Raw genomic sequence first — 25,548 nt, forward strand, 5'->3', positions numbered from 1 at the left:
AATATCGATGCTCAGTCGCGCGGCCTGAAAATACGCACCTTGAGTTTTTCCAGGCTGTCGCCCACGATGGCCGCGCCCTTGCCTTCGCTGTCGGCATCGACCACTTGCTGCGCGCCATCCTCGCGCTCGACAACGATCTTGACGCCACTGACGGGACTGCCATCGAGGCCGGAAAGCACCTGCGGCATGCGGCCCAGGTCGCCCTCGTTAAAGCTCGGCAGTTCAGCCTTGCTGCTGGCCGGCCCATTCCAGTGATGGCCGTCGGTCTTGATGGTCAGCGCACCCGGACCACCGAGTTCCACGCTGCCGCCCGCCAGTTTCAGATAGGCGCCGCCGGCCGTCATGAAGGTGATTTCATCCTGCGCCATGCCGATCAGGCGGGTATTCGCCGTCAATTTCAGGGCCTTGGCGGCGTTCAGCTGCATCTCGTCAAACTGGCTCTGCATGAGAAATTTTCCATGGTGCGCAATCTGGGCGATACCGCCCTTGTGGGCAAACACGGATACGCCATCGCCGGCCTGTACGCTGCAGCGCTGGCCCGCGATCACGTGCACATGCTGCTGCGCCACCGTGTCGACATTCACGCCGGCGTAGCTGACGATGGTCTTCGGACTGCTCAGCGCCAGCCCCGCAGGCGCCGTCAGGCTGGCAGTGGGCGCCTCGGCAGCAGCGACCTCCTCTTGCAAGGCGGCGGCGGGCGCCACGTCGACCGGCAGCGCCTGATGCGCGCCAGCGTACTCGCCCAGCGATTTGAACAGGTTCAAACATTCCTGCATCAGGGCCACATGCTCCTCGGCCGATAACTGGCCGCCTGCGGCGTCGAGCCGCCGCCAGGCCGACAGCAGCAGTGCCTTGCCGCTGCGCACGGCGCCGCCATGATCGCTGCGCAACTCGAAACCATCGCCGCGCTGCCGGCCCGCGCCGCCTGCGCGCGGCTCGACGAGGAAGCCCAGGTTAAGCTCGGTGGCGGCGTGATCGCTGGCCAGCTGGGCACTGATCTGCCCGGGCGTATCGTCGAAACGCAGCTGATTGCCGCCCTGGCCGCGCACTTCGCGGCTGCGCATGCCCGCCAGGTAGCGGTTGCCCGGCAGCGCGCCGCGCTTGCTGAGCGCCGGTGGCGGCGCCACGGCGTTGAACAATTGTCCCAGCACAATGGGCCGGTCAGGGTCGCCCGCCAAAAACCCGATCAGCACTTCCGACCCGACTCTCGGCAAGGCCAAGGTGCCGCACTGGTGCGCGCTGCCCTGTCCATCGCCAGCCCAGTTGCTGACGACGCGCAGCCAGGCCGTGTCGCGCTCCGTGTCCGAAGCGCCGGAACCTTGCGCATGCGCATGGTCGGCGGCGCGGGTGGCGGGAAAGCGCACCTTGATGCGCCCTTGCTCGTCGCAATGCACTTCTTCGCCGCTGGGCCCGACGACGATGGCGCTTTGCAGTTGCGGCTGGGGCACGTCGCGCTGCGGATCGAATGCGGGAACCAGGACCACGCTGGCGCGCACGCAACTGAAGCGCATGCGATAACGCGGCGTTTGTGGCCCGAATGCTTCTTGCCCCGGCCAAGCGCTGGCGGCGAACAGGCGCGCGATGCGCGCATCCAGGGCTTGCGGCAGATTGTTGCTGGCATGCACTTCCAATGCCGTGACCAGGAAACGCCGGCCATCCGGCCGATGCTGGTCGATCTCGGGATGACCTTCCAGGCTGAACTGCTGGCCCGCGCACATCGAACGCACCACGCCCTCGCCATGAAAACACTTGGTTTCCACATCGTGGCGCGCCATCGCCAGCAAACCCAGCTGTCGAAAATCCTCAGCATCATTGCCCAGGTGCGGCGTCGCCACAGAATAATCGTCGAGGCTGGCGGCAAAACTATTGCCGCTGGCCCCCTGATCCGCCATCCCGCCAGCGTCCACCTGCATGAACTGGCGGTTGCGCGGCGCCGCATAATCCCAGCTGTGGTAGCCGGCACTGCCGGCTTGCAAGGTGCGCACGGCGCCCCAGGCCGTGATGGTATCGCTCTCTTCGGTGGCGTCGGCGCGGTGGTAGCGGATCACGGGCGCCACATTCTCAGGCAGGCGGCCGCCATCATCGAACAGCAACAGGACGTGCGACGGCATGGCGTCGGACGCCCCGCTCTGCGCGGCGCCAGGCTGGATGACCCAGGAAATGCCGCGCCGCCGCAGCAGGCGCCGGATGAATGCGGCATCGGATTCATTGTGCTGCATGGTCAATTCACGGGCCGGAAAAGGACGGCCGGCCAGGGCCTGATCGATTTTGCAAGCAAACGTGGCGCCGATGATGGTGTTGCCTAGCCGCCATTCGGCAATCAGCAATTCGACGATCTCCAGCTCCGTCTTGCCACGAAAAACCCGCGTGTTGCGGCGTTTCTCCATCAAGGTCAGCGTATCGTGCAGCACCAGCTGGTAGGTGGCGAGGCCGCCATCGCTCAGCCCGGCGGAAGCCTGCGCGACGATGCCGCACACGCTGCGCAATTGCCCCATATCGGTGACAATCTGCAACTCCGCCGGGACGCCGATGAACTGCTTGAGCGGCAAATGCGCATCGAGCGAGACGCAACGTATGGTGTACTCGAGGCTGGCGCAAATGGCTTCGCGGCCGTCTACCTGCTGCGGCAACAGGACATCGTCGTTGACGCCGTCCGCATACGCCAGCCGCAGGCGCAACGGACGGTTACTGGAGTTCAACTCCTTCGCCGCCAGCATGAACTGCATGAAGTCGTCCGCGCTATCCATTCACTCTCCCTGAATGCCGATACACATCGTCCCAAGCTCATCAGTATTCATACATTTACCAGCGGCCAGTTGCGGCGCATCAAGCGGCACCGGGAAATCGGATCTCATAGCGCATGGCGTCGCAGTCGCTGCCTGCCGCTCCCGCCAGCAAACGTGCTGCCTGCCCCAGGCGGGCTGCGCCCTGCTCCATCCTGGCCGTCAGGCTGCTGCCGCGCACATCGGCAGCGCGCAGGATCAAGCGGATTTCGTATTGCACGCAAGGCAGGCCAAACAGGCTCAACATGCTTTTCAACGCCATGGCGCCTGAGTTTCCAGGCAGAAAATCGTCGAACCGTGCCCGCGTCAAAGGGCCCAGGTACAGGCGCACGCGCAAATCCCGGCGCCGGCAGCGCGCACCGAGCATGGCGCCCTGCCCCAGGCTCACATTGCTGCGATTGAGCAGGGAATGCTCATCGCTTGGGCGCAAGTGCCAGGTGCTGATGAAGGACTCGATGCGCAAGGGCACACCGAAATAGTCGCCCAGCACCCCGGCCATCAATTCGGCGCTGACGGGCCGCTGCCGCAGCGCCGCAGCGTAGTAAGCGAGCGCTTCCGGCGGCAATGCGCCACTGCTTGCCTGGTGCGACGGCCAGGCGCCAGCCAGCGCCAGCTGCAGTGACAGGAACCCAGGGCGGCCGCTTGCGTCGACCTGGCACTCGATCCGGCTGCCGGCCCAGGCCTGATACAGCAGCACGGGAGCGCGTTGCGACAGGGCATCGAGAAACGCGCGCGCGCCGGCATTGCCCGTCGCCCGCTCCTGGCGCACCAGCCGCTCCGTATAGTGCAGGGGCAAGGTGCCGTTCACACCCAGTAAACCCGCGAAACTGGGGCGCAGGTGCAGGCGGCCATGCTCGCTGTCATGCCACACCGCCTCGATCTCGCAGGCAGGAAACACCAGCGCAACGCTATGATGGAAACGCACGCCATCGTGCAATGCGGAATCGGCGCACGCCCCCTGCCGGCATAGCCAGCGTTCGAGCAAGCGCACCGTCTGGAAGAAGCCGAAACGGTATGGCGCCTGGGACAACAGCGCGACTACGCCAGCGTCTGCTGGCCATTGCGGGGCAGGCATCGCAGCAACTCCTTCCCACTTTTGTGCGACATCAGGAGCAAGCGGCAATAGCTGTTCACATGCACATACATGCCCAGCACATGGTCGATCACTTGCGCAAAGACATGCAGGCCGCTGCCGACATACGCTTCTTCCTCCACGGTCAGCAAGACGTCGATGCCAAATACCAGCACACCGCCACTGGCGTCGGGCATCCAGGTACTGCTGGCGCGGTGCGTCATGGCCTTGATGCCTTGAATTTGCCGTTGCGACATCAAGGAAGCGGGCAAATCATGCAGCGCCAGCATTTCCTGAAACAAGGCCACACCATCGTCCAGCAAAGATTGATGATTCAAGGACAGCAATGCCAGCAAGCGCGCCTGCGCAGCCAGGTCGGCCTTGAAGCGATACGCCGGACTCGGCTGACGCAACAGGCGCACCGGCAAGGCGCCAGCCGCCCCCTCGTGCCGCAAGTCGCCACCGGGTGCGCCGAATGGCAATGCGCTCGGCAAATCGCGATTGCTGCACGTCAGGTCGACCGATACCGTCGCCATGCCGGCATGCGTATCGTCCTCGTCGCTGTCGACAAACGCCAGGCTGCTTTCGTAACCGGGATGGCTGAGCGCCCGCGCCTCATCGCGCCGCAACACCCAGTAGCGGCGCTTCGCTCCGCCAGCCTGCCCGTGGTGCATGGCATAAAACGGCTGGCAATGCGTGACCGTACTGGCATGCTCGCCCTGCCGCACCAGGCGCACGGCGTCGACACTATGGATGTCATACGCATGCGCATATTTATGTTCGGCGAGCAGCGGATACTCGCTGTGCGTTTGCGTCAGCCTGATCGGCGCTGCTGCCTGCTGGAACAGGTTCATCACCGGCGTGCAGCCAAGCAGAAAATTTGTTGCCGATACGGAGCGCAGCAGACGTGCGGCAGCGCTGCTGGCAGCGATGTCCCGCAGGCCCAGGTGCAAGCTCCAGCGCTCGCATCCAGGCGGCAACAGCGGTGTAATCAAGCCGAGGTCGATATCAAAAAACTGGAACTTTTCAGGGAAAGCAAAGTATTCGGTCAGCAAACAATATGCACGATGCGTGCCTGGCTTGCGCGGCAACAGCGCTTCCTCCGGCAAAAAACCGACGGCGCGCAGCGGCACTTGCGCCAGCGGCAACCGTACGCCGCCGGCCTCGATCCAGGCATGCGCCGCATGCAGAAACAGGGCATCGCGCAAGGTGGCGGTGAGCGATGGCGTGCCGTCGATGAAGACGCGCAAGGCAGGCAAGGTCAATTGCTCCAGCGTGCCGGTGGCCGACGTCGACACGATATCGATGGCGAGCGCGGTCGATATGTCGGGGGGCAGATGGATCGCCGCCGTCGCATCAATGATGGGAAGGAAACGCGCGCCAGCAAGGCTGAGCGGCGCCAGCACCACGTCATAGGCGGTGCGAAACTTGCAGACGACGCCCTGATACTGCGGTGCATGCATCAAGGTTCCACGCGGCAGGGTATCGATGCCGTCGCGCGCCTGGCCCGGTGCGCCACCGGCGTCCACATGGGCAATCGAACACGCTGGAAACGGCCGCAGGTAGTGCGGAAAATTTACTTCCAGCATGGACTCGGTGAAAACACGGCGTGCATCATCGATTTTCTTGGCCGTGCGGGCATTGCACAGGGCATACGCTTCAATCAGGCGTTCAATATGCGGATCCTGGCAGTTGCTGCCCACGATACCCAGTGCGGCAGCGACACCAGGATAGCGAGCGGCAAATTCCTGCTGATGCGTACGCAACATGCCCAGTTCGAGTTCATAGTATTTCAGCAAAGATTCCATGCCGGCGACTCCCAAGCAGGACGGGCGACACACGTCGCCAGACGGAAACTGCATTATTCAACAATGATAAAAAAGTAAGTTGCGCAGGAACAATAAGTCCACCTGCGGCGTGGCAGCGTCATCGTTCCCTGCTGAAATATGCTTGACAGCCCCGCCCGACTTCCCTTACATTGAGTGCATGTCCTCCTTCAAACATTCCTCCCCTTCCCTGCTGTCGCTATCGCGACTACTACCAGCACGCGCATAAGTTTGCCGCATTGCTTCGCCTGGCCACACGCCGGCGTGTTTCAAAAACCCTGGAAGGTTTGATGATGTTTGCACCATCCCCCGCTACACCCGTATTTTCTGACGCGACCGCCGCTGGCGCCGTTGCCGTCCTTTGCCTGCTAAAACTACCGATCGCTTGCCTGGCCTAGTGTTGCGTGGCCGCCCGGCAAGCTTGCGCCACAACCATTGATTTCCCCCTATCTTCAGGAGTACCCGATCATGATGTTGCAGAACCCAGCTTCCAAATACCGCGCCTTTCCTCCAGTTAAATTGACCGACCGTCAATGGCCGAACCAGATCATCAGCAAACCGCCGATCTGGATGAGCACCGACTTGCGCGACGGCAACCAGTCGCTGATCGAGCCCATGAGCGCGGAAAAGAAGCTGCGGTTCTTCGAGATGCTGATCGCCATCGGCCTGAAGGAAATCGAAGTGGGTTTCCCATCGGCATCGCAGACGGACTTCGATTTCGTGCGCAAGCTCGTCGATGAAGGCCGCATCCCGGACGACGTCACCATCATCGTGCTGACACAGTCGCGTGAAGAGCTGATCCGCCGCACGGTGGAATCGGTCGTCGGCGCCAAGCGCGCCATCGTGCACCTGTACAACTCCGTAGCGCCCGTGTTCCGCAAGGTCGTGTTCGGCATGTCGCGCGAGGAAATCACGAACATCGCCACCACCGGCACCACCCTGGTCAAACAGCTGGTGGCCCAGCATCCGCAAACGGAATGGGGCTTTGAATACACGCCGGAATCGTTCTCGACGACGGAACTCGATTTCTCCAAGCATATCTGCGACGCCGTCAGCGCCATCTGGAAGCCGACGCCCGCCAACAAGATGATCATCAACCTGCCATCGACCGTGGAGTGCAGCACGCCCAACGTGTATGCGGACCAGATCGAATGGATGTCGCGCAAGCTGGCGCGCCGCGATTCCATCATCATCAGCGTGCACCCGCATAACGACCGCGGCACAGCCGTCGCCTCGGCCGAGCTGGCCGTGATGGCCGGTGCCGACCGCGTGGAAGGCTGCTTGTTCGGCAATGGTGAGCGCACCGGCAACGTCGACCTGGTGACGTTGGCGATGAACTTGTACACGCAGGGCGTGCATCCGGGCCTGGATTTCTCCGACATCGACAGCGTGCGCAAGTGCGTGGAAGAGTGCAACCAGTTGCCCGTCCACCCGCGCCACCCCTATGCGGGCGACCTGGTCTTCACGGCGTTCTCCGGCTCGCACCAGGATGCGATCAAGAAAGGTTTTGCCAAACAACAACCAGACAGCATCTGGGAAGTGCCGTACTTGCCAATCGACCCGGCCGATCTGGGCCGCAGCTACGACGCCGTGATCCGCGTCAACAGCCAGTCCGGCAAGGGCGGCATGGCGTACTTGCTGGAACAGGAATACGGCCTGGTCTTGCCGCGCCGCCTGCAAATCGAATTCTCGCGCGCCGTGCAAGCCGTGGCCGACGCCACGGGCCGCGAAATCGCCGCGCAGGATATCCATGACATCTTCCAGAAGGAATACCTGGAGCAGACGGCCCCGTACGCCTACGCCTCGCACCGCATGGTGGAAGACACGAGCAGCGATGAATCCGTGCAAATCGACATCAGCCTGTCGCACCGCCAGACGCCGCTGGCCCTGCAAGGCGGCGGCAATGGCCCCATCGACGCCTTCGTCAATGCGCTCGGTCTCGACATCAAACTGATGGATTACCATGAACACTCGATCGGCTCCGGCGCCAACGCGCAAGCGGCTTGCTACGTGGAATTGCGTCTGGACAACGGCCCGACCCTGTTCGGCGCCGCCATCGATAGCAATATCGTCACTGCCTCGTTCAAGGCTGTCTTGTCGGCCGTGAACCGCCGCATCGGGCAGACGGACGCCGAAAAAACAACAGCGGCCGACGTGGCTGCCAGCGCCGCCTGAGTCTTTTCAGCACGCTCCATAGGGAGAAAAAGCGGTACGGCTTGATCGCCGTGCCGCTTTTTCATTTCTATGCGGCAATTAGTAGTGCAAATCATGTATCACCAGCCGTATAATCGTTTCATAACAAGACCACCGGAGACAGATCATTAGCTACCGAGGGAATCAGTATGAAATTGACGGACATGAAGATAGGCGTGCGCCTGGGCGCCGGTTTTGGCGTGGTGCTGCTGCTGATGGCAGTGCTGGTGGGCACGGGCCTGCTGCGCCTGGACAAGATCGGCGCGCTCAGCGAAGCCATCATCGAGAAAGACTGGGCCAAGGCCGACGCCATCGCCACGATCCGCAGCACCACGCGTTCGAACGCGGCACTGGTGCTGGAGCTGTTCATCCATGAAGATCCGGCCCGCGCCAACGCGATCCACGGCGAAATCGACGCCAACAAAGCCACCATCACCGATGCGCTGGCCATACTCGACCGCCTGATCGTGCTGCCTGAAGGCAAGGAACTGCTGGCTACCCTGAAGCAGCAGCGCAAGGCTTATGTCGTGTCGTTCAGCCAGGCCGACAAGCTGCTGGTGGCGGGACAGCGCGCGGAAGCGGCCATGCACGTGCGCGACGATACCCTGCCCGCCCTGAACCAATTGCAACAATCCGTGAACCGCCTGAATGAAATCCAGCGCGGCGTGGTCGTGCATGGCGGCCAGCAGATCAAGCAGAATATTTCCGCGGCGAATGTGCTGATGGCCAGCCTGGGCACGGCCGCGCTGCTGCTGGGCGTGCTCTTTGCCTGGCGGGTCACGCGCTCGATCACCACGCCGATCGCGTATGCCCTGCGCGTGGCGCAAGCCGTGGCCGGAGGCGACCTGAGCAGTAAAATCGTGGCCGACGGCAAGGATGAAGCGGGCCAGTTGCTGCAGGCCCTGCGCGACATGAACACCAACCTGGCCACGCTGGTGGGACAAGTGCGCGGTGGCACGGGCACGATCGCCGTGGCGTCGAGCCAGATCGCCAGCGGCAATGCCGACCTGTCGGCCCGCACGGAAGCGCAAGCCAGCGCGCTGGAAGAGACGGCTTCGTCGATGATCGAACTGACGGGCACCGTGCGCAGCAATAGCGACAATGCGCGCCAGGCCGACAGCCTGGCCCTCTCGGCGTCCGCCATCGCGCAGCGCGGCGGCTCGGCCATGGCGGAAGTGATCGGCACCATGGACGCCATCAATGCCTCGTCGCGCAAGATCGTCGACATCATCGCCGTCATCGACGGCATCGCCTTCCAGACGAATATCCTGGCCCTGAACGCGGCTGTCGAGGCGGCGCGTGCCGGCGAGCAAGGCCGTGGCTTTGCCGTCGTGGCCTCCGAAGTGCGCAACCTGGCGCAACGCTCGGCGGCGGCGGCGAAGGAAATCAAGGAACTGATCGCCGACTCCGTCAGCCGGGTCGATCAGGGCGCGCAACTGGTCAGCCAGGCGGGCGCCACGATGGATGAAGTGGTGGCCAGCGTGGGCCGGGTCAGCGCCATCGTCGGTGAAATCAGCGTCGCCAACCACGAGCAAAGCGAAGGCATCGAGCAAATCAATGCGGCCATCATGCAGATGGATCAGACGACGCAGCAAAATGCGGCCCTCGTCGAGGAAGCCGCCGCGGCGGCGGCAGCCATGCATGAACAGGCGGGCGAACTGGAAACCCTCGTCAGCCAGTTCAAGCTGGAACAGAATGCCGGTGGCAAAGTGCCCTCACCTGCTGTCCTGCGCTTGCACTAAGTTGCTATTCCACCTGGCGCGCCAGGCGGACGCCCGTAAATTGCCAGCGCGCGCCGGCCGGGAAGAAATTGCGGTAGCTGGCGCGCGCATGGCCGGCCGGCGTGGCGCACGACGAGCCGCGCAGCACATACTGATTCAGCATGAACTTGCCGTTGTATTCGCCGAGCGCCCCGGGCGCCGTGCGGTAACCGGGATACGGCGCGTAGCTGCTGCTGGTCCACTGCCAGCAGTGGCCGAACATTTGCCGCAATCCCGTTCCCGGCGCGCCGGCGGCCGGATGCAGCTGGCCCACTTCCACGGCGACGCCTTGCGCCGCCACTTCCCACTCCGCTTCCGTCGGCAGGCGCGCGCCAGCCCAGTGCGCATAAGCGTCCGCCTCGAACAGGGACAGATGCGTGGCCGGCGCCTGCCAGTCCAGCGGACGCAAGCCAAATAAGGTGAATTCCTGCCAGTGGCCGGCGTCATCGCGCTGCCAGTACAGCGGGCATGCCAGCTGCTGACTACGTACCCAGTCCCAGCCTTCGGCCAGCCACAAATGTGCCGTGCGGTAGCCGCCCGCCTCGATGAAAGCGAGATATTCGCCATTCGTCACCAGCGCGCTGGCCAGTTCGAACGGCGCCACGTATTGCGGATGGCGCGGTAATTCATTGTCAAAGCAAAAACCATGGCCCGCATGGCCGATCTGCGCCAGGCCGCCGTCGAAGGCGAGCCAGGCCGTGGACTGCGCAGCTTGCGGCGCGGGCGGAGCGGCGTTGTCAAGATAAGCGGGAAACAGGGCGCTCTGCGCCAGCAGGTGCTTGACGTCCGTCAACAGCAATTCCTGGTGCTGCTGTTCGTGCTCGAGACCCAGCGCCAGCAGCATGGTCAGCCGTTCACGCTCGCCGCGCGCCAGTTCGCCCGCCAGCAGACGCGCGATGCGCGCATCGACGTTGGCCCGGTAGGCGCGCACGACATCCATGCCGGGCCGCGTCAGCAAACCCCGCTGGGCGCGCGGGTGCTTTTCGCCCACGCCGTTGTAATAGGAATTGAACAGCACGCGGAAGGCGGGGTGGAATGGCGCGAACGCCGCTTCCATGCTTTCCAGGATAAACGTTTCGAAAAACCAGGTGGTATGCGCCAGATGCCATTTCACGGGACTGGCGTCCGGCATCGACTGGGCGCCGCAATCCTCGTCGGACAGGGGTTCGGCCAGCAGCAGCGAATGTTGGCGCACCTTGTTGTAATGATCGATCAGCATCTTTTCTTTCTTAATCCCGGATCACTCTGGCGTAAATCACGGCGAACCACTGCTGCGGGTCCGTCCAGACTTGCACGGTGGAAAACCCGGCCTGCTCCAGCAAGCCGACGAAGGTGGCGCGCGTGTATTTGTAGCTGTCTTCCGTATGGATGCGCTCGCCTTTCGCGAAGCGCCGTTGACCACCTTTCCAGTGGACAATTTGTTCACTGCGCGCTTCCAGGTGCATCTCGACGCGGCGCTCGTCGGCGTTGAAAAAGCCGTGGTGCTGCCACGCGCGCACGTCGAAGTCGGCGCCGATCAGCCCGTTCACGTGGCGCAGCATGTTCAGGTTGAAGGCGGCCGTGACGCCCAAGGCGTCGTCATAGGCCGCGTCGAGGATGGCGTCGTCCTTGATCAGGTCGACGCCGATCAGCAGGCCGCCGTCGCCGTCCGCATTCGCGCGCAGGCGGCGCAAAAAGGCGGTTGCTTGCTCTGGCGCAAAATTGCCGATCGACGAGCCGGGATAGAAGAACAATCGCCGCGCCTCGCGCACGCTGTCGGGCAAGTCCAGGCGGCTGGAGAAATCCAGGCCCAGGCCCGTCATTTCGATGTGCGGAAAGCGCTGCTGCAGCCGGCTCAGCGATTCGCTGAGGAAATCGTAGGAAATGTCCACGGCCACGTACTGGGCCGGGTGCAGCAGCGGAAACAGGCTGGCGGCCTTGGCGCAATTGCCCGCGCCCAGGTCGATCAGGGTGCTGCCCGGCCCTACGGCATGGGCGATCTCGGCGCCGTGGCGGGCGAAGATGGCCGCTTCCGTGCGCGTCGGATAGTACTCGGGCAAGGCGCAGATGGCTTCGAACAGTTTCGAACCGAGCGCGTCGTACAGGTACTTGGGCGACGTCCAGGCATCGCGTGCCAGCAGGCCGCTGCTGATCTCGGCTATCGTGGCAGGAGTGGCGCTGGCCGCTTCTGCGTTGCTGGCGGGATACAAATTAAACTGCTGTGGCGCAAGTGGCATGGTCATGGGCTGGCGTCGTCAATGTTAGGTTCACGAAGGGCTTGCACGGTCAGCCACCGGGCGCGCCGCCCCTGCCGTAGCGGTTTGCGGGCGCCTTGCCGATGACTTTTTTCCATCATAACGGAATCCGCGCAAGCCAGCCGTGCGGCAGGTAACTTAAGGTCAAACCGGCAGTGTGAACACAAAAGTGGTATTGCCAAGCAAAAAGCATAAGCCTGTCGTATACTACACATTGCCGGCCAAACAATCCGCGCCCCTTTGCAGTTCCCAGGCCCCCCTCTCCCCCGCGTGCCTCCCTTTACGATAGCCGTTATTAATCAAGATCACCATGCTCGAATTGCGCCATCTGTCGAAGTCCTATGCCAACGCCCGTCCCGTGCTGGCCAACATTTCCTGCCGTTTCAAGGCCGGGGAATTCATCGCCATCATGGGCGACTCGGGCGTGGGCAAGTCGACACTGCTGAACCTGATCGCCGGCCTCGATACGCCCGACGCGGGTGCCGAAGCGCACCCTATCCTGGTGGACGGCATTGCCATGTCCAGCCTCGATGACGCCGCCGCGACCCGGCTGCGTCGCGCCCGCATGGGCTTTATTTTCCAGGCCTTCCACGTCTTGCCGCACCTGACCCTGCTGCAAAACGTGGCCCTGCCGCTGTTGCTCAACGGATTGCCCCAGGAGCGTGCCGCCAGCATGCTCGAGGCGGTCGGCCTGGGCGGACGCGGCGGCGACTTTCCGCAGCAATTGTCCGGCGGCGAAATGCAGCGCGTGGCCATCGCCCGCGCGCTCGTCCACAAGCCGGCGCTGGTGCTGGCCGACGAGCCCACGGGCAACCTCGACCCGGACACGGCGCACAGCATCCTGCAATTGCTGCGCGCCGAAATCAAGGCCAACGGCAGTTGCGCGATCATGGTCACGCATTCGCTGGCCGCCGCCGAAATGGCGGACCGGACCATGATTTTGACGAAAAGCGGATTACAAAATACAACAATCGTCAACCAAATTGATCAAACAATCAGTTAATTTAACTGACCATCTGTCACAATTTTTGTTATCGTAGTATTATTTAAAACACTTGCCTGGTTATCAATGTTGTAACGCGAATGGTGTACTACGTCACCCGGACAGCCGTACTGCGATGACGAACTATAGCCGGGACCGCGTAAAGTGGTCTCGTCCCTTGCATAACCTGAAGGAGGAGTAAATGAACGTTCGGCAAAAGAAGCTGGAAATGATTGAAGCGATGAACCGGGCGCGTGCGCTCGAACCATCGAGTTTTGTGCCCAACAAGCTGCTCGATACCCTGATCGAGAAGCTGAACCTGAAAAATGATGCGGAACTGTGCCGTGTACTGGAGGTCCAGCCCCCCATCATCAGCAAGATTCGGCACGGCAAACTGTCGGTCGGTGCAACGATTTTATTGCGCATGCATGAAAAATCGGACATCACCATCCGCGAACTGAAGGAACTGTCCGCCACGCCAGTCCATTGATATACCCGCTGTTGTAATGCCATGCCAGGCACCCAGGTCCCCGGCGCCATGAACTTTTGCCATACAATTCGCGCAGTTCGCCCACCGCACCACAACCGGGCACGATAGCGAAGAGACCCAGCCCAAACCATGCTGACCGTTTCTCTGCCCTCCCGCTCCAGCACGCCCCCCTCCAGCGTCTCCCCTGCATTTCCACTCAAACTTGATCTGACACAACACGCATAGTCCGCGCAGGCATCAAGGTCAGCTTTTAACCAGCGATCCCAACCGCATGTCCAGCGATCCTCTTGCGCCGCCCGTGCTGCGCCTGACGCTCACGCGCGATCCCCTCGCCCATGCCGGCGACTGCCCCGCCGCGCCCGGCTGGCATGCCGAAACCCACGTGCTGTCCGGCGCGCGCGGCATCGGCAGTTGCCGCATCGCCCTCGATATCGGCGCGGACGACGTGGTGCAACTGCTGCTGTGCGACGGCAGTTCGCTGCTCGCTGGCAGCCTGGACCTGCCACGCTACCTGGGGCCGGCCACCATCGCGCGCGACGGCGCCCCCGCCAGCATCGAAGTGGGGCTGGCCTTGCGTCCGCAGGCGGCGCGCCAGCCTCCCGGCGCCAGCCGCGACGGCCTGGGCGCCTGGATGCTGCGGGCCGTGCGCGTGTACCGCTGCGGCGCCGCCGCCATGACGGCCCTGGCGGCGGCGGGCGCCTTCCAGGACCGCCAGCTGGACCAGCGCCTGGGCCTGTACCGCTGCGGCATCGAGGCGGGCAGCATGACGGCCGTCGCCAGCCTGCCCGCCGGGCCGGAACCGGTGCTGCTGCTGTTGCACGGCACGGCCTCGTCGACCCAGCGCAGCTTTGCCGGCCTGTGGCGCAACGGCCTGGCGCCGCAACTGGCGGCGCAATATGGCAACCGCATCTATGGCTATGAGCACCGCAGCCTCAGCGACAGCCCCATCGAGAATGCGCTGACCCTCGTGCGCCAGTTGCCGCACGGCGCCGTGCTGCACCTGCTGAGCCATTCGCGCGGCGGCCTGGTGGGCGAATTGCTGGCGCGCGCGCAGCGCATCGACAGCCGCGGCGCCGTCGACCTGGCCGGCGACGGCCTGGAGCGGCTGAGCGAAAACACGGTGGGCGGCGAAGCGTTCAACAGCCACGATATCGACCACTTCACGGCGCAGGCGCGGCTGGGCGCACGCGCCGGCCACGACGCGGATGCGGCGCGCCTGCGCGCACTGAGCGTGGAACTGAAAACGCGCGCCATCCGCGTCGCCCGCTTCGTGCGCGTGGCCTGCCCGGCGCGCGGCACCACCCTGATGTCGGGCCGGCTCGACCGCTGGGCCAGCGTGATGTTCAATCTGCTGCTGCACGGCGGCGTACCCGACGGCGCCATGGCTTTCCTGCTGGCCGTGGTGCGGCAGCGCTGCGACGCGCGCATCCTGCCGGGCCTCGAAGCGATGATGCCCGACTCGCCCCTGGTGGCGCTGCTCAACGCGCCCGACGTGCGCGTGGCCAGCCCGCTGCATGTGCTGGCCGGCGCGTGCAGCGGCGATGGCTTGCTGGGCTGGCTGGGCGACTGCCTCGACGACCAGCTGTACGGCGGGCAGAACGACCTGGTGGTCAATTGCGCCTCGATGGCCGGCGGCGCCACGCGCAGCACGCCGGTACGGCAACTGCTGCTGCGCGGGCCGCACGCGCACCACCTGAACTACTTCGAGCGCGCGCCGTCGGGCCAGGCCGCCGTGCAGGCGCTCACCGGCGACGAGACGGCCTACCTGCCGCTGCCCGGCATCGAACACGGCCCGCTGGCGCGCGGCGGCGAAGTGCCGAAACGGCGCGCGCACGCACCGATCGTGCTGCTGCTGCCCGACATCATGGGCAGCCACCTGCAAGTGGGCAGCAACCGCATCTGGTTCGACCCCGTCAACCTGGTCGAAGGGCGCATCGAACGCCTGGCCGTGGGCCAGCCGCACATCGTCAGCGCCGGCTGGATCGAATCTTGCTACGAACCGTTTGCCCGTTTTCTCGCGCAAAGCCAGGAAGTGCGGCCCTTTACCTATGACTGGCGTCTGTCGCTGCAGCACTCCAGCAACGCCTTCCTGCCCGTGCTCGACGACGCCATGCGCGACGCGGAACAGCGCGGACAAGCGTTGCGCATCGTCGCCCACGGCATGGGCGGGCTGGTGGCGCGCCTGGCCCTGAAGGACCGCTGGCAGCGCTTCGGCGCCCTGCCCGGCAGCCGCTTGCTGCAGGTGGGCACGGCCAACCGCGGCACGCAGGCGATGGTGCAAGTGCTGCTGGGACGCGACCGGCTGGTGCAGATGCTGGCCTGCTGGATAGGCTGGAAGCACACGCGGCGCCAGTTCCTCGGCTTCGTGCGCGCCTTTCCCGGCGTGCTGGACATGCTGCCGTGGCCGCAGGCGGGCGGCATCGACTACTTCGATGCCGAGGCCTGGGCGCGGCTGGCCGCCGGCGATGTTAAAGCGGGCCTGCCCGGCGGCTGGCAGGCGCCCGAAGCCCAGGCGCTGGCCGCCGCGCGCGCCACCGTGGCCCTGCTGGAAGCGGCCCCGCTCGACGCGCGCCATTGCAGCTACCTGGCCGGCTGCGCCGCCACGCCGGTGGCGCTGCGCCTGCGCGACGGCGGCATCGAGACGGCCTGGTCACCGGACGGCGATGGCCGCACGCCCTGGCAAGGTGCGGTGCCGGACGGCGTGGCGGCCTGCTACCTGCCGGTGGCGCACGGCGACCTGCTGCTGCAAAAGGACTACTACCCGGCCATCGCGCAGCTGCTCGACAGCGGCCAGGCCGCCGCCCTGCCGCGCCACCCGCCGCACGCGCCCGGCGGCATACCGCCCCGCTTCCATCCATACGCCCCCGACGCCACGCCGCTGTACCCGCAGCCGCAGGAACTGCTCGACGCGGCCATCGGCGCCGCCGGCCCCGCCAGCGCGCCGGAAAGCCGCGCCCCCCAGCTGAGCCTATCCCTCATCCACGGCAGCATGGCCTCGGCCGACGCGCCCGTCATGAGCGGCTGCTACGCCTCCGAATCGCTGCGCGGCAGCATGAGCTTTCTCGACCGCCTGCTGGCCGGCAAGCTGCAGGAAATCCACGCGCTGGGGCGCTTTCCGCAGCGTCCCGACTCCGCCCTCGTGGTGCTGCAGCCCGACGCGGCGCGCCGGCCCGGCGGCGCCATCGTCATCGGCCTGGGCGCGCTGGGCGAACTGACGCCGGGCGAACTGGCGCGCGCCTTTGCCGGCGGCCTGCTCGAATACGCGTGCGTGTGCCTGCAGGTGCGCGCCGCCGGCCATGTGGCCGCGCCGCCGATGGGCGAACACGGCTTGCGCGTGGCCAGCCTGCTGTCCGGATCCGGCTATGGCGGCTTGAGCATCGCCCTGTGCGCGCGCGCCCTGATCGATGGCGCGCGCAGCGCCAACCGGCGCCTGGAAGACGCGGGCATGGCATGCCGCATCGGCCACATCGCCATCTACGAACAGTCCGAGGCGCGCGCCATCGCCGCCGCCGTGGCCATCGAACAGATCATGGCCGAGGCGCGCTACCAGGGCAGCTTCACGTTCGAGCGGCGCATCCGCCACAGCCCGGGCGGCTACCGGCGCATCCTGCCCAGCCTGAGCGGCGACAATGGCTGGCGCCGCGTGCAGATCGTCGCCGCAGACCTCTCCGGCGCCCTGCGCTTCACCGTGCTGACGGACCGCGCCCACAACAGCGTCGACGAAGAGCCGAACCAGCGGCAAGCCGTCGATGGCCTGATCATGGACGCCACCGACAACACCACCGACCAGCCGGGCCTGTCGCGCGCCCTGTACGAACTGATGCTGCCCAATGGCCTGAAGGCGGCCATCCCCGAGATGCGCGGCCTGATCCTGGCCGTCGACCAGAGCGCCGCCATCTATCCGTGGGAGCTGATGCGCGACGAGGCGGGCAGCGAGGAAAGCCCGCTGTCAACGCGCATCGGCATGGTCCGCCAGCTGGCCAGCCTGCGCGAGCAGCCGCCCGCCGTCAGCCCGCCCAGCAACAGCGTGCTGGTGATCGGCGACACCGATTCCGGCCTGCCCGAGCTGCCCGGCGCGCAAGCCGAGGCGCAGGACGTGGCGCGCATGTTCGGCGCGTACGGCTACCAGGTGCGCGAGCTGCTGCGCCCGCAGGCGCAGCGCGTGCTGGTGCACCTGTTCGACGAGCGCTATTTCGCCATCCACCTGGCCGGCCACGGCGAAGTGGCCGGCCCCGGCATCGCCCATACGGGCCTGGTGCTGGGACCGAAGACGCGGCTGACGGCGGCGCAGGTGGGTAAATTGAAGCGCGTGCCGCAATTCGTCTTCATCAATTGCTGCCACCTGGGCGACATGCGCCCGGACGCCATCGCACCGTGGTCGAAACTGGCCGCCAGCCTGGCCACGGCCTTCATCGAAATGGGCTCGCAGGCGGTGATCGCGGCTGGCTGGCGCATCGACGACCAGGCGGCCAGCATCTTCGCGCACAGCTTTTATCACGCCATGCTGAGCGGCGAATACTTCGGCGACGCCGTGCGCCTGGCGCGCGAAGCGGCCTACCTGCAGTTCCCTGCCTCGAACACCTGGGGCGCCTACCAGGCGTATGGCGACGACCGCTACCGCTTTCCGAATACCCAGAGCCGCCCCTGGCAAGCGCCCGACTACCACTACCACGGCCACTTGCTGGCCGACCTGGAAACCCTGCACGCGCGCCTGGCGGGCGCCGATCCTGCGCGCCGCGCGGCCATCGAGGAAAAGCTGGGCAGCATCGAGGAAGCCGTGCGCGCGCGCTTCTTCGGCTGCGCCGACATCCGCGAAAACATGGCCGCCGCGCGCGCCGGCCTCGGTGGCCTGGAGAACACCCTGCGCGCCATCGAACACTATCGGGCGGCGCACAGCGCGGCCGACGGCAAGGTGGGCTTGCGCGCGCTGGCGCACTGGGCGGAACTGGAGATACGCCAGGGCGCGGCCCTGTGCGGGCTCGATGCGGGCGCCGGCATCGAGGTGCCGGCCGTGCCCGATATGGCGCAGGGACGCCAGTTGCTGCAGGATGGAAAACAGCATATCGACCTGCTGGTGGCGCTGGCGCCCACGGCGCAGCGTCTGGCCCTGCTGGGACGCTACTGGGCCTTGCAGGCGCGCCTGGCCTGCACCGAAGGAAGCTCCGGCGCGCCGGCACTGCGCGCCATGACGGATGCCTGCCTGGCCGCGCTGGAAGAAGCGCGGCGGCGCAGCGGCGTGGCCGACTGCGACCTGATTTTCCAGGTGCTGGCGGGCGCCCTGCTGCTGAAAGCCCATGGCGACGGCGGCGCCTGGCGCGCGCTCGATCCGCAGCTGGGCGACTTGCTGCACGACGCCATCGCCTATGCGCGCCAGCGCCACGCGGACGAACACCGCGCCATCGACGCCGGCGCCCCCGTGCGCGCCGCCCTGCTGGCGGCCCTGTGGCAAGTACCGGAAGGCCAGCCCTTCGACGCGCCCGCGCGCGCCGCCTTCCTGGCCCTGTACCACGACGCCGTGCGGCGCCACGGCAGCATCGGCGAACCCGAAACGATCACGGCGCCGCTGCGCTTCCTGCTTGAACTGCTGCCGCACGACAGCGCGGACACCGGCTTGCGCAGCGCCGTGCAGGCCCTGGCCAGCCAGCTGCAGGCCTCACTTCCCGGCGTCGGTCTTAGCCAGGCACCACACCGTAATGGCGCGCATAGCGCTCGTCCAGATTCGCCAGCGGCATCATCATGAACATGTCGGCGCTTTCGAAATCAGGATCCCAGGCCGGTTCGCCGCAAATCCAGGCGCCCGAACGCAGATAGCCCTTGATCAGCGGCGGCACCTGCGGCTTGTGCGCCGCTTCCACCTGGTGGATGGGGAAAGGCAGGTGCGGCGTGACGCGGTATTCGCTTGGGGCCATGTGCTTCTCCGCCAGCGCCTGGTACACGGCGACGGCGTTATGCCCGCCATCGGCCAGGCTGATGCTGGCGCAGCCGACCAGGTAGTCGCAGCGCTCGCGGCGCATGTACTCGGCCAGGCCAGACCACAGCAGCATGATCACGCTGCCGCCCCGGTATTTCGGGTGGATGCAGGCGCGGCCCGCTTCGACCATGCGTCCGCGCAGATTCTTCAGGCGGCTCAGGTCGAACTCGTTTTCCGAATACAGCCGGCCGATCTTGGCCGCCTTGGCCGCGCTCAGCACGCGGTAGGTGCCCACCACTTTCAGGGTATCGGCATCGCGCACGATCAGGTGGTCGCAGTGCGCGTCGAATTCATCGCTGTCGAGGCCATCGGCGTTGGCCAGCGACGTCAAGCCCATGGTTTCGATAAACACCTTGTAGCGCAAACGCTGGACTTCGCGCACTTCCGCCGCGGTAGTGGCCTGGCTCAGCACCAGTTGGACCGGACGGGCCTTGGCTTCGTTTGATGCGATTATGTTCTGCATGGTTTCATCCCTGTGATCAAGACGACTCCAGCGTACTTGTCTAATATGTCAGGAAAATGACAGCCGAATGTCATTTCCGTGACGCAAGTCAATGTCATTCGGGGATCGTGCATAATTACCACACTCGCCCAGCCAAAAGAGCCCATGAAAGACACCGACGCCGTCCACATCACGCCCTACACCAAGCCCGCCGCCGGCTGGGACGCCTTGAAACACGTGGCCATCAGCCTGCGCCAGGAGCGCGTCGCGCCCGAGAACCTGAAGGCGCTGCTGGCGCAAAACCAGCCCGACGGTTTTGACTGTCCCGGCTGCGCCTGGCCCGACCGCAACCACGCTTCCACGTTTGCCTTTTGCGAAAACGGCGCCAAGGCCGTCGCCGCCGAAGCGACCAGCCGCCGCGCCGGCCCGGAACTGTTCGCCAGCCATACCGTCACGCAGCTGCTGGAGCAATCGGACTACGCGCTCGAGCAGCACGGCCGTTTGACGGAACCGATGGTGTACGACGCTGCCAGCGACCGCTACGTGCCGATCTCCTGGGACGACGCCTATGCCCTCGTGGGCCGCCACCTGCGCGCCCTGCCCGACCCGAACCAGGCCGCGTTCTATACGTCGGGCCGCGCCAGCAACGAAGCGGCCTTTCTGTACCAGCTGATGGCGCGCCTGTACGGCACCAATAACTTCCCCGACTGCTCCAACCTGTGCCACGAGGCGACCAGCCGCGGCTTGCCGGCCACTGTCGGCATCGGCAAGGGCACGGTAACCCTGGCCGACTTCGAACTGGCCGACACCATCCTCATCTTTGGCCAGAATCCCGCCACCAACCACCCGCGCATGCTGGGCGAACTGCGCGACTGCGCACGCCGCGGCGGCAGCATCGTCTCCATCAATCCCCTGCGCGAGCGGGGCTTGCAGCGCTTCATGGACCCGCAAAGCGCGCTGGAAATGGCGACCCTGGGCAGCACGCGCCTGGCCGGCCTGTTCGTCCAGCCCACCCTGGGCGGCGACTTCGCCCTGATCAAGGCCGTCGCCAAGAGGGTCGTCGAGCATGACGATGCGGCGCAGGCGGCAGGCAAGCCCGCCGTCATCGACCACGCTTTCATTCTTGAGCACTGCAGCGGCTTCGACGCCTTCCGCGACGACTTGCGCGCAGAGAATTGGCAATTGCTCGTGGCAGAATCGGGCGTGGCGCGCGCGCAGATCGAGGCGCTGACGGACGTTTTTATTCATGGCCAGCGCATCATCGCCACCTGGGGCATGGGCCTGACGCAGCACAAGCACAGCGTGGCGGCCATCCGCATGCTGTCGAACCTGATGATGCTGCGCGGGCAGATCGGCAAGCCCGGTGCAGGGCTGTGCCCCGTGCGCGGCCACTCCAACGTGCAGGGCGACCGCACGGTGGGCATCGAGGAAAAGCCGACGGCGGCCTTCCTCGACCGTCTGGGCCAGGTGTATGGATTCGCGCCACCGCGCGCGCATGGCCACGACGTGGTGGCCACCATCGCAGCGATGCGGCGCGGCGAGGTAAAAGTGTTCATCGCGCTGGGCGGCAATTTCGCCGCCGCCACGCCGGACACGCCGCTGACCTTTGCCGCCCTGCGCCAGTGCGCGCTGACGGTGCAGGTGGCCACCAAGCTCAATCGCAGCCACCTGGTCGTCGGCAAGGCAGCCCTGCTGCTGCCCACCCTGGGGCGCACGGAAATCGACCTGCAGCACGGCGTGGCGCAGGGCGTGACGGTGGAAGACTCGATGAGCATGGTGCATATCTCGTACGGCCGCAATGCGCCCGCTTCGCCGCAGCTGCGCTCGGAAGTGGCCATCGTGGCCGGCATGGCCGAAGCGACGGTGGGCAGCGGCCTGGTCGACTGGCGCGCGTATGCAGCCGACTATGCGCGTATCCGCGACGACATCGAAAAGGTGTTTGACGACTTTTACGACTACAACGCCAGGGTGGCGCAGCCGGGCGGCTTTCATCTGACGGTGGCTTCGCGCGAGCGCGTGTGGAAGACGGCCAGCGGCAAGGCCAGCTTCCTCGTCGCTCCGCTGGACCTCGATACGCCGCTGCACCGCGCCAGAGCGCGCCACGGCGAACGCCTGATGGTGTTGATGAGCACGCGCTCGCACGACCAGTACAACACCACCATCTACGGCATGGATGACCGCTACCGCGGCGTGTACGGCACGCGCAAGGTGGTCTTCGCCAACGCGGAAGATATCGCCATGCTGGGCTTTGCCGATGGCGAGCTGGTGGACCTGATCGGCGCCTGGGACGATGGCGTGGCGCGCCGCGCCGACGGTTTCCGGCTCGTCGCCTACGACATCCCGCGCGGCTCCCTGGGCGCGTATTACCCCGAGACGAACGCGCTGGTGCCGCTGGCCAGCACGGCCGACGGCGCCGGCACGCCCACGTCAAAGTCCGTGCCCGTGCTGCTGCAACGCAGTGAAGTTAAAGCGTGATGGCTGGCGTGTAATCGACGTAGGCATCCTGGCGGCAGAAACCCACCAGCTTCATGCCCGCCTGCGTGGCGATGGAAATGGCCAGTGAACTGGGGGCGGAAATCGTCGCCAGCAGCGGGATCCGCATGCGCGCCGCCTTGCGCGCCAGCTCGTAGCTGCCACGGCTGGACAGGAAGACGAAGCCGCGCCGCATGTCGATATCGTGCAGCGCCAGATGGCCGATCAGTTTATCGAGGCCATTGTGGCGGCCGACATCCTCGAACACGTGCACGATATCGCCGTCGGGCGTGCACCACGCGGCCGCGTGCACGCCGCCCGTTTCCCGCATCAGCGCCTGGTGCTCGCGCAAGCCGCTTGATGCGCGCGCCAATGCGGCCGGCAAGTCGACGCGGATCAGGGACGGCGGCAGCGCTTGCGGCTGCAAGTCGAGCATGTCGATGCTGTCGATGCCGCACACGCCGCAGCCCGTGCGGCCCGTCAGCTGGCGGCGCCGGTCCTTCAGGCGCACAAAATCTTCCTGGGCGATGCTCAACGCCACTTCGGCCGAATCTGCGCGCAGGAACACTTCGCAGTCGAAGATGGCATCGGCGGAAGCGACCACGCCTTCCGTCAGCGCGAAGCCATATGCGAACGCTTCCAGATCGCGCGGGGTGGCCATCATGACGACGTGGGAAATGCCATTGAAGACCAGCGCGACGGGGATTTCCTCGGCGACGTGGTCGATGGCGGGGGTAGCAACGCCCGCCTGGTGGCGGACGATGGCGCGCTCGACGAAGCCGGCGCGTTCGATCTCTGTATCTTCTGACATGGCAACCATGGGGGAACTATCACAGGCCCCATGGTAAACCAGAACGGCCAGGCAGGGGGCGGCCCCTGCCCGCGCCCTCAGTCCTTCTTCGGACGGCCCGTTTTCAGCTGCGGCAAGCCGGCCAGCACGTTTTGCAGGGTGGCCAGGTCGATCTGGCTGATCAGCGCCACGCCGATGCGCAGCAATTCGCTTTTCTTGATCTCGAAACCGGCCTTCAGGCAGGCTTTTTTCACCTGGCCCAGCACTTCATATTCCGCTTCCGGCATGGTGAAGCTGTCGCGCACGAGTTTCGGCTTGCGGGCTTTTTCCTTGACGGCGGCGACCTTGGCGACCGGCGCTTTTTTCGCTGGCGCAGGCTTGGCGGCCGCTTTGGCCACCGGTTTCGCTACCGGTTTGGCGGCGGCTTTCGCTGCAGGCTTGGCGATGGCCTTGGCGGCGGGCTTCGCAACGGCTTTGGCGACGACGGCCTTGGCCGCAGGCTTGGCGGCAGGCGCCTTGGCTGCTACTGGTTTCGCCGCCACAGGCTTGGCGGCGACAGGCTTGACGGCGGCCGGTTTGGCGGCCACCGGCTTGACGGCGGCTTTTGCCACCGGCTTGGCCGCAGGCTTCACGGCTGGCTTGGCTGCCGGCTTGGCGGCTGGCGCGGCCTTGGCCGCTGCCGCATTGATCGAAGCGCTGGTGGGAAACATCGATACGGGTGCGCTGTCGGCTTTTTTCGCTGGGACGGTTTTGGTCATGGATTTTCCAATCTAGTAAATAATATAAACAATATATACTGTTTTTAAAAATATTGCTTGCTGCACATCAAGCCATGCGTACGGCATGGCGCAATGACCCACTATGCGCTGGCGCGGATGGTGAAATCGACTCCCACCTCGTCCCAGAATTCCTGCTCCTTCTCGATCCAGAACGACACGGTAGGATGGTGCGCCACCCAGCCGCGCTTGATATCGAGCTCGATGCGGCTCTTCATGCGCAGGCGCAGTTCGCTGAAATCGGCTTCGATGCGCGCATGCATGAGCAGAATCGACAGGCGCAGGGCCAGCACGGCCTTGGCGAAGTCGGGGTCGGACAGCACTTCGCCGATCTTGCGCAAGTTGCCCTTCTGCGCCAGGATCAAGCGGCTCATGGTCTTCTGTTCGCGCGTGGTAAAACCTGGCAAGTCGGCGTTTTCCACGATGTAGGAGGCGTGCTTGTGGTAGCCCGTCTGCGACACGGCCAGGCCCACTTCGTGCAGCAGGCTGCTCCAGCGCAGGCATTTCACCAGGGCGTCGGAGGTGGGCTTGAGCTGCGCATACATGGCCAGCGCCTGCTCGGCCACCCGGCCGGCGCGCTGCTGGTCAATGTGGAATTTCTCCATGCAGCCCTGCACCGACTGCTCGCGGCGGTCGCGCTTGGTCGAGCGCAGGTACAAATCCCACATCACGCCCATGCGCAAGCCCGCCTCGATCGGCGTCATCGCGGGAATGGCCAGTTCGCGGAACAGGCCGATCAAAATGGCCAGGCCGCCGACGATGGTGCTGGCGCGGTCGGGGCGCAAGCCGGGCATGTCGATGCGGCTGGTGTGACCGAGTTCGATGAAGCGGCGCGCCAGCGCGTCGAGGCTGACGCTCGTAAGCAAGCCGTCACCGAGCTTGTTGCGGGCGATGATGTCGGCGATGGTGCGGATGGTGCCGGAAGAGCCGTAAGCCGTCTTCCAGTGCTGCGGATGATACGGCGGCGCCGCATCCTCGAAGTGGCTGCGCGCCGACAAAATGGCGGCCTCGAACGACGGCGCGTCGATGCGTCCGCCGATGAAGAACGACAGGCTTTGCTTGACCGTGCCCAGGCTGAACGACTCCACCCGCTCGATATCGTTGCCGCGCCCCAGTATCAGTTCCGTCGATCCGCCGCCGATGTCCATCACCAGCCGGCGTTCGCCGGGTATGGCCAGCGCATTGGCCACGCCCATGTAGATCAGGCGCCCCTCTTCCTCGCCCGAGATGATCTCGATCGGATGGCCGATGGCTTGCTCGGCCAGCGGCAGGAAGACGGCGCCGTTGCGCGCCACGCGCATGGCCGACGTGGCCACCACGCGCACGGCATCGAGCTCAAAGCCGGCGAGGATGGCGCGAAAGCGCTGCAGGCAAGCCAGCGCGCCCTGCATGGCCGCTTCGGTCAGGTCGCCATTGGCGTCCAGACCGGCGGCCAGGCGTATCGGGTCGCGCACGCTCTTGACCACGCGGATCGTGTCGCCATCATGCTTGCCGACGTGTAAACGAAAACTGTTGGACCCCAGGTCCACCGCTGCATACATACTGGCCTCTTGTCTTGTCATTGCAATGCCAACTGCAAAAGTTGGCAAACTCAGTTGCTAAACTATATAAATCATTTAAACGATTTAAAAATCCTACCACACTACCCCCATCGTATGACAGCGGCGTGACAGGATTGTGACAAAACGGCGAGCAACGGTAACGCTCAAGAACACCTGACAAAACCGTAGCGAGCGGAAGGAAGTTGTGGTTGAGAC

At 65.2% G+C, this 25,548-nt stretch carries 15 protein-coding genes; 6 read left to right on the forward strand and 9 right to left on the reverse strand.

Annotated features, from left to right (window positions below; all coding sequences use genetic code 11):
• Window positions 1–11 precede the first annotated feature (11 nt).
• The 3 genes from ACPJXG_RS17245 to tssF form a co-directional block, all read right to left on the reverse strand.
• Window positions 12–2,747 (reverse strand): type VI secretion system Vgr family protein, encoded by a 2,736-nt coding sequence (locus ACPJXG_RS17245; RefSeq protein ID WP_425251794.1) that lies wholly within the window; start codon window positions 2,745–2,747, stop codon window positions 12–14.
• Window positions 2,748–2,826: 79 nt separating this feature from the next.
• Window positions 2,827–3,858, reverse strand: a complete 1,032-nt coding sequence (tssG, locus tag ACPJXG_RS17250; protein ID WP_425251795.1) for a type VI secretion system baseplate subunit TssG — start codon at window positions 3,856–3,858, stop codon at window positions 2,827–2,829.
• Window positions 3,822–5,663, reverse strand: coding sequence for a type VI secretion system baseplate subunit TssF (gene tssF / locus ACPJXG_RS17255; RefSeq protein ID WP_425251796.1), 1,842 nt, complete (start codon window positions 5,661–5,663; stop codon window positions 3,822–3,824). Before tssF ends, tssG begins: the two co-directional genes overlap by 37 nt.
• A gap of 486 nt (window positions 5,664–6,149) precedes the next feature.
• On the opposite strand from tssF, the gene leuA reads away from it, so the two are divergent.
• Together leuA and ACPJXG_RS17265 are read left to right on the forward strand one after the other, a co-directional pair.
• Window positions 6,150–7,856 (forward strand): 2-isopropylmalate synthase, encoded by a 1,707-nt coding sequence (gene leuA / locus ACPJXG_RS17260; RefSeq protein WP_035817753.1) that lies wholly within the window; start codon window positions 6,150–6,152, stop codon window positions 7,854–7,856.
• A gap of 167 nt (window positions 7,857–8,023) precedes the next feature.
• Entirely contained in the window at window positions 8,024–9,616 is a 1,593-nt protein-coding gene (locus ACPJXG_RS17265) for a methyl-accepting chemotaxis protein (RefSeq protein WP_425251797.1), read from the forward strand.
• A 4-nt stretch (window positions 9,617–9,620) separates the two neighbouring features.
• Here the strand turns inward: ACPJXG_RS17265 and egtB are convergent, their stop codons facing one another.
• Window positions 9,621–10,853 carry an ergothioneine biosynthesis protein EgtB gene (gene egtB / locus ACPJXG_RS17270; protein WP_425251798.1) on the reverse strand — a complete coding sequence of 411 codons (1,233 nt, stop codon included), beginning with the start codon at window positions 10,851–10,853 and terminating at the stop codon, window positions 9,621–9,623.
• A gap of 10 nt (window positions 10,854–10,863) precedes the next feature.
• Window positions 10,864–11,856 carry an L-histidine N(alpha)-methyltransferase gene (gene egtD / locus ACPJXG_RS17275; protein WP_425251799.1) on the reverse strand — a complete coding sequence of 331 codons (993 nt, stop codon included), beginning with the start codon at window positions 11,854–11,856 and terminating at the stop codon, window positions 10,864–10,866.
• 322 nt (window positions 11,857–12,178) lie between these two features.
• On the opposite strand from egtD, the gene ACPJXG_RS17280 reads away from it, so the two are divergent.
• From ACPJXG_RS17280 to ACPJXG_RS17290, 3 genes are all read left to right on the forward strand, one after another.
• Window positions 12,179–12,871 carry an ABC transporter ATP-binding protein gene (locus tag ACPJXG_RS17280; RefSeq protein ID WP_034757401.1) on the forward strand — a complete coding sequence of 231 codons (693 nt, stop codon included), beginning with the start codon at window positions 12,179–12,181 and terminating at the stop codon, window positions 12,869–12,871.
• Between the two features lie 181 nt (window positions 12,872–13,052).
• The gene (locus ACPJXG_RS17285; RefSeq protein ID WP_034757399.1) at window positions 13,053–13,340 is read left to right on the forward strand and encodes a hypothetical protein; all 288 of its coding nucleotides are present in this window, start codon (window positions 13,053–13,055) and stop codon (window positions 13,338–13,340) included.
• Between the two features lie 271 nt (window positions 13,341–13,611).
• Window positions 13,612–19,080: a DUF7379 domain-containing protein gene (locus tag ACPJXG_RS17290; protein WP_425251800.1), complete on the forward strand. Its 5,469-nt coding sequence runs from the start codon at window positions 13,612–13,614 to the stop codon at window positions 19,078–19,080.
• Here ACPJXG_RS17290 and ACPJXG_RS17295 read toward each other — a convergent pair.
• Entirely contained in the window at window positions 19,013–19,774 is a 762-nt protein-coding gene (locus ACPJXG_RS17295) for a GNAT family N-acetyltransferase (protein WP_034786047.1), read from the reverse strand. The genes ACPJXG_RS17290 and ACPJXG_RS17295 overlap by 68 nt on opposite strands.
• Window positions 19,775–19,918: 144 nt before the next feature.
• Here ACPJXG_RS17295 and ACPJXG_RS17300 point away from each other — a divergent pair, with 144 nt between their 5' ends.
• Window positions 19,919–22,228 (forward strand): FdhF/YdeP family oxidoreductase, encoded by a 2,310-nt coding sequence (locus ACPJXG_RS17300; RefSeq protein WP_425251801.1) that lies wholly within the window; start codon window positions 19,919–19,921, stop codon window positions 22,226–22,228.
• Here ACPJXG_RS17300 and fdhD read toward each other — a convergent pair.
• The 3 genes from fdhD to ACPJXG_RS17315 all read right to left on the reverse strand — a co-directional run bounded on the left by fdhD (window position 22,218) and on the right by ACPJXG_RS17315 (window position 25,332).
• Complete coding sequence (fdhD, locus tag ACPJXG_RS17305) at window positions 22,218–23,036, reverse strand: formate dehydrogenase accessory sulfurtransferase FdhD (RefSeq protein WP_425251802.1); 819 nt, start codon at window positions 23,034–23,036, stop codon at window positions 22,218–22,220. The genes ACPJXG_RS17300 and fdhD overlap by 11 nt on opposite strands.
• Window positions 23,037–23,113: 77 nt before the next feature.
• Complete coding sequence (locus tag ACPJXG_RS17310; RefSeq protein WP_425251803.1) at window positions 23,114–23,773, reverse strand: hypothetical protein; 660 nt, start codon at window positions 23,771–23,773, stop codon at window positions 23,114–23,116.
• A 101-nt stretch (window positions 23,774–23,874) separates the two neighbouring features.
• The gene (locus tag ACPJXG_RS17315; RefSeq protein ID WP_176388314.1) at window positions 23,875–25,332 is read right to left on the reverse strand and encodes a Ppx/GppA phosphatase family protein; all 1,458 of its coding nucleotides are present in this window, start codon (window positions 25,330–25,332) and stop codon (window positions 23,875–23,877) included.
• Window positions 25,333–25,548 lie beyond the last annotated feature (216 nt).

The sequence above is a fragment of the Janthinobacterium sp. NFX145 genome (assembly GCF_049810325.1).
GTDB classification, from domain to species: domain Bacteria; phylum Pseudomonadota; class Gammaproteobacteria; order Burkholderiales; family Burkholderiaceae_D; genus Janthinobacterium; species Janthinobacterium rivuli.

Bases quoted from the DNA above. Each gene is read 5' to 3' on its own strand.
- ACPJXG_RS17245 (WP_425251794.1), bottom strand. From the start codon at position 2,747: ATGGATAGCGCGGACGACTTCATGCAGTTCATGCTGGCGGCGAAGGAG.
- tssG (WP_425251795.1), bottom strand. From the start codon at position 3,858: ATGCCTGCCCCGCAATGGCCAGCAGACGCTGGCGTAGTCGCGCTGTTG.
- tssF (WP_425251796.1), bottom strand. From the start codon at position 5,663: ATGGAATCTTTGCTGAAATACTATGAACTCGAACTGGGCATGTTGCGT.
- leuA (WP_035817753.1), top strand. From the start codon at position 6,150: ATGATGTTGCAGAACCCAGCTTCCAAATACCGCGCCTTTCCTCCAGTT.
- ACPJXG_RS17265 (WP_425251797.1), top strand. From the start codon at position 8,024: ATGAAATTGACGGACATGAAGATAGGCGTGCGCCTGGGCGCCGGTTTT.
- egtB (WP_425251798.1), bottom strand. From the start codon at position 10,853: ATGCTGATCGATCATTACAACAAGGTGCGCCAACATTCGCTGCTGCTG.
- egtD (WP_425251799.1), bottom strand. From the start codon at position 11,856: ATGACCATGCCACTTGCGCCACAGCAGTTTAATTTGTATCCCGCCAGC.
- ACPJXG_RS17280 (WP_034757401.1), top strand. From the start codon at position 12,179: ATGCTCGAATTGCGCCATCTGTCGAAGTCCTATGCCAACGCCCGTCCC.
- ACPJXG_RS17285 (WP_034757399.1), top strand. From the start codon at position 13,053: ATGAACGTTCGGCAAAAGAAGCTGGAAATGATTGAAGCGATGAACCGG.
- ACPJXG_RS17290 (WP_425251800.1), top strand. From the start codon at position 13,612: ATGTCCAGCGATCCTCTTGCGCCGCCCGTGCTGCGCCTGACGCTCACG.
- ACPJXG_RS17295 (WP_034786047.1), bottom strand. From the start codon at position 19,774: ATGCAGAACATAATCGCATCAAACGAAGCCAAGGCCCGTCCGGTCCAA.
- ACPJXG_RS17300 (WP_425251801.1), top strand. From the start codon at position 19,919: ATGAAAGACACCGACGCCGTCCACATCACGCCCTACACCAAGCCCGCC.
- fdhD (WP_425251802.1), bottom strand. From the start codon at position 23,036: ATGTCAGAAGATACAGAGATCGAACGCGCCGGCTTCGTCGAGCGCGCC.
- ACPJXG_RS17310 (WP_425251803.1), bottom strand. From the start codon at position 23,773: ATGACCAAAACCGTCCCAGCGAAAAAAGCCGACAGCGCACCCGTATCG.
- ACPJXG_RS17315 (WP_176388314.1), bottom strand. From the start codon at position 25,332: ATGTATGCAGCGGTGGACCTGGGGTCCAACAGTTTTCGTTTACACGTC.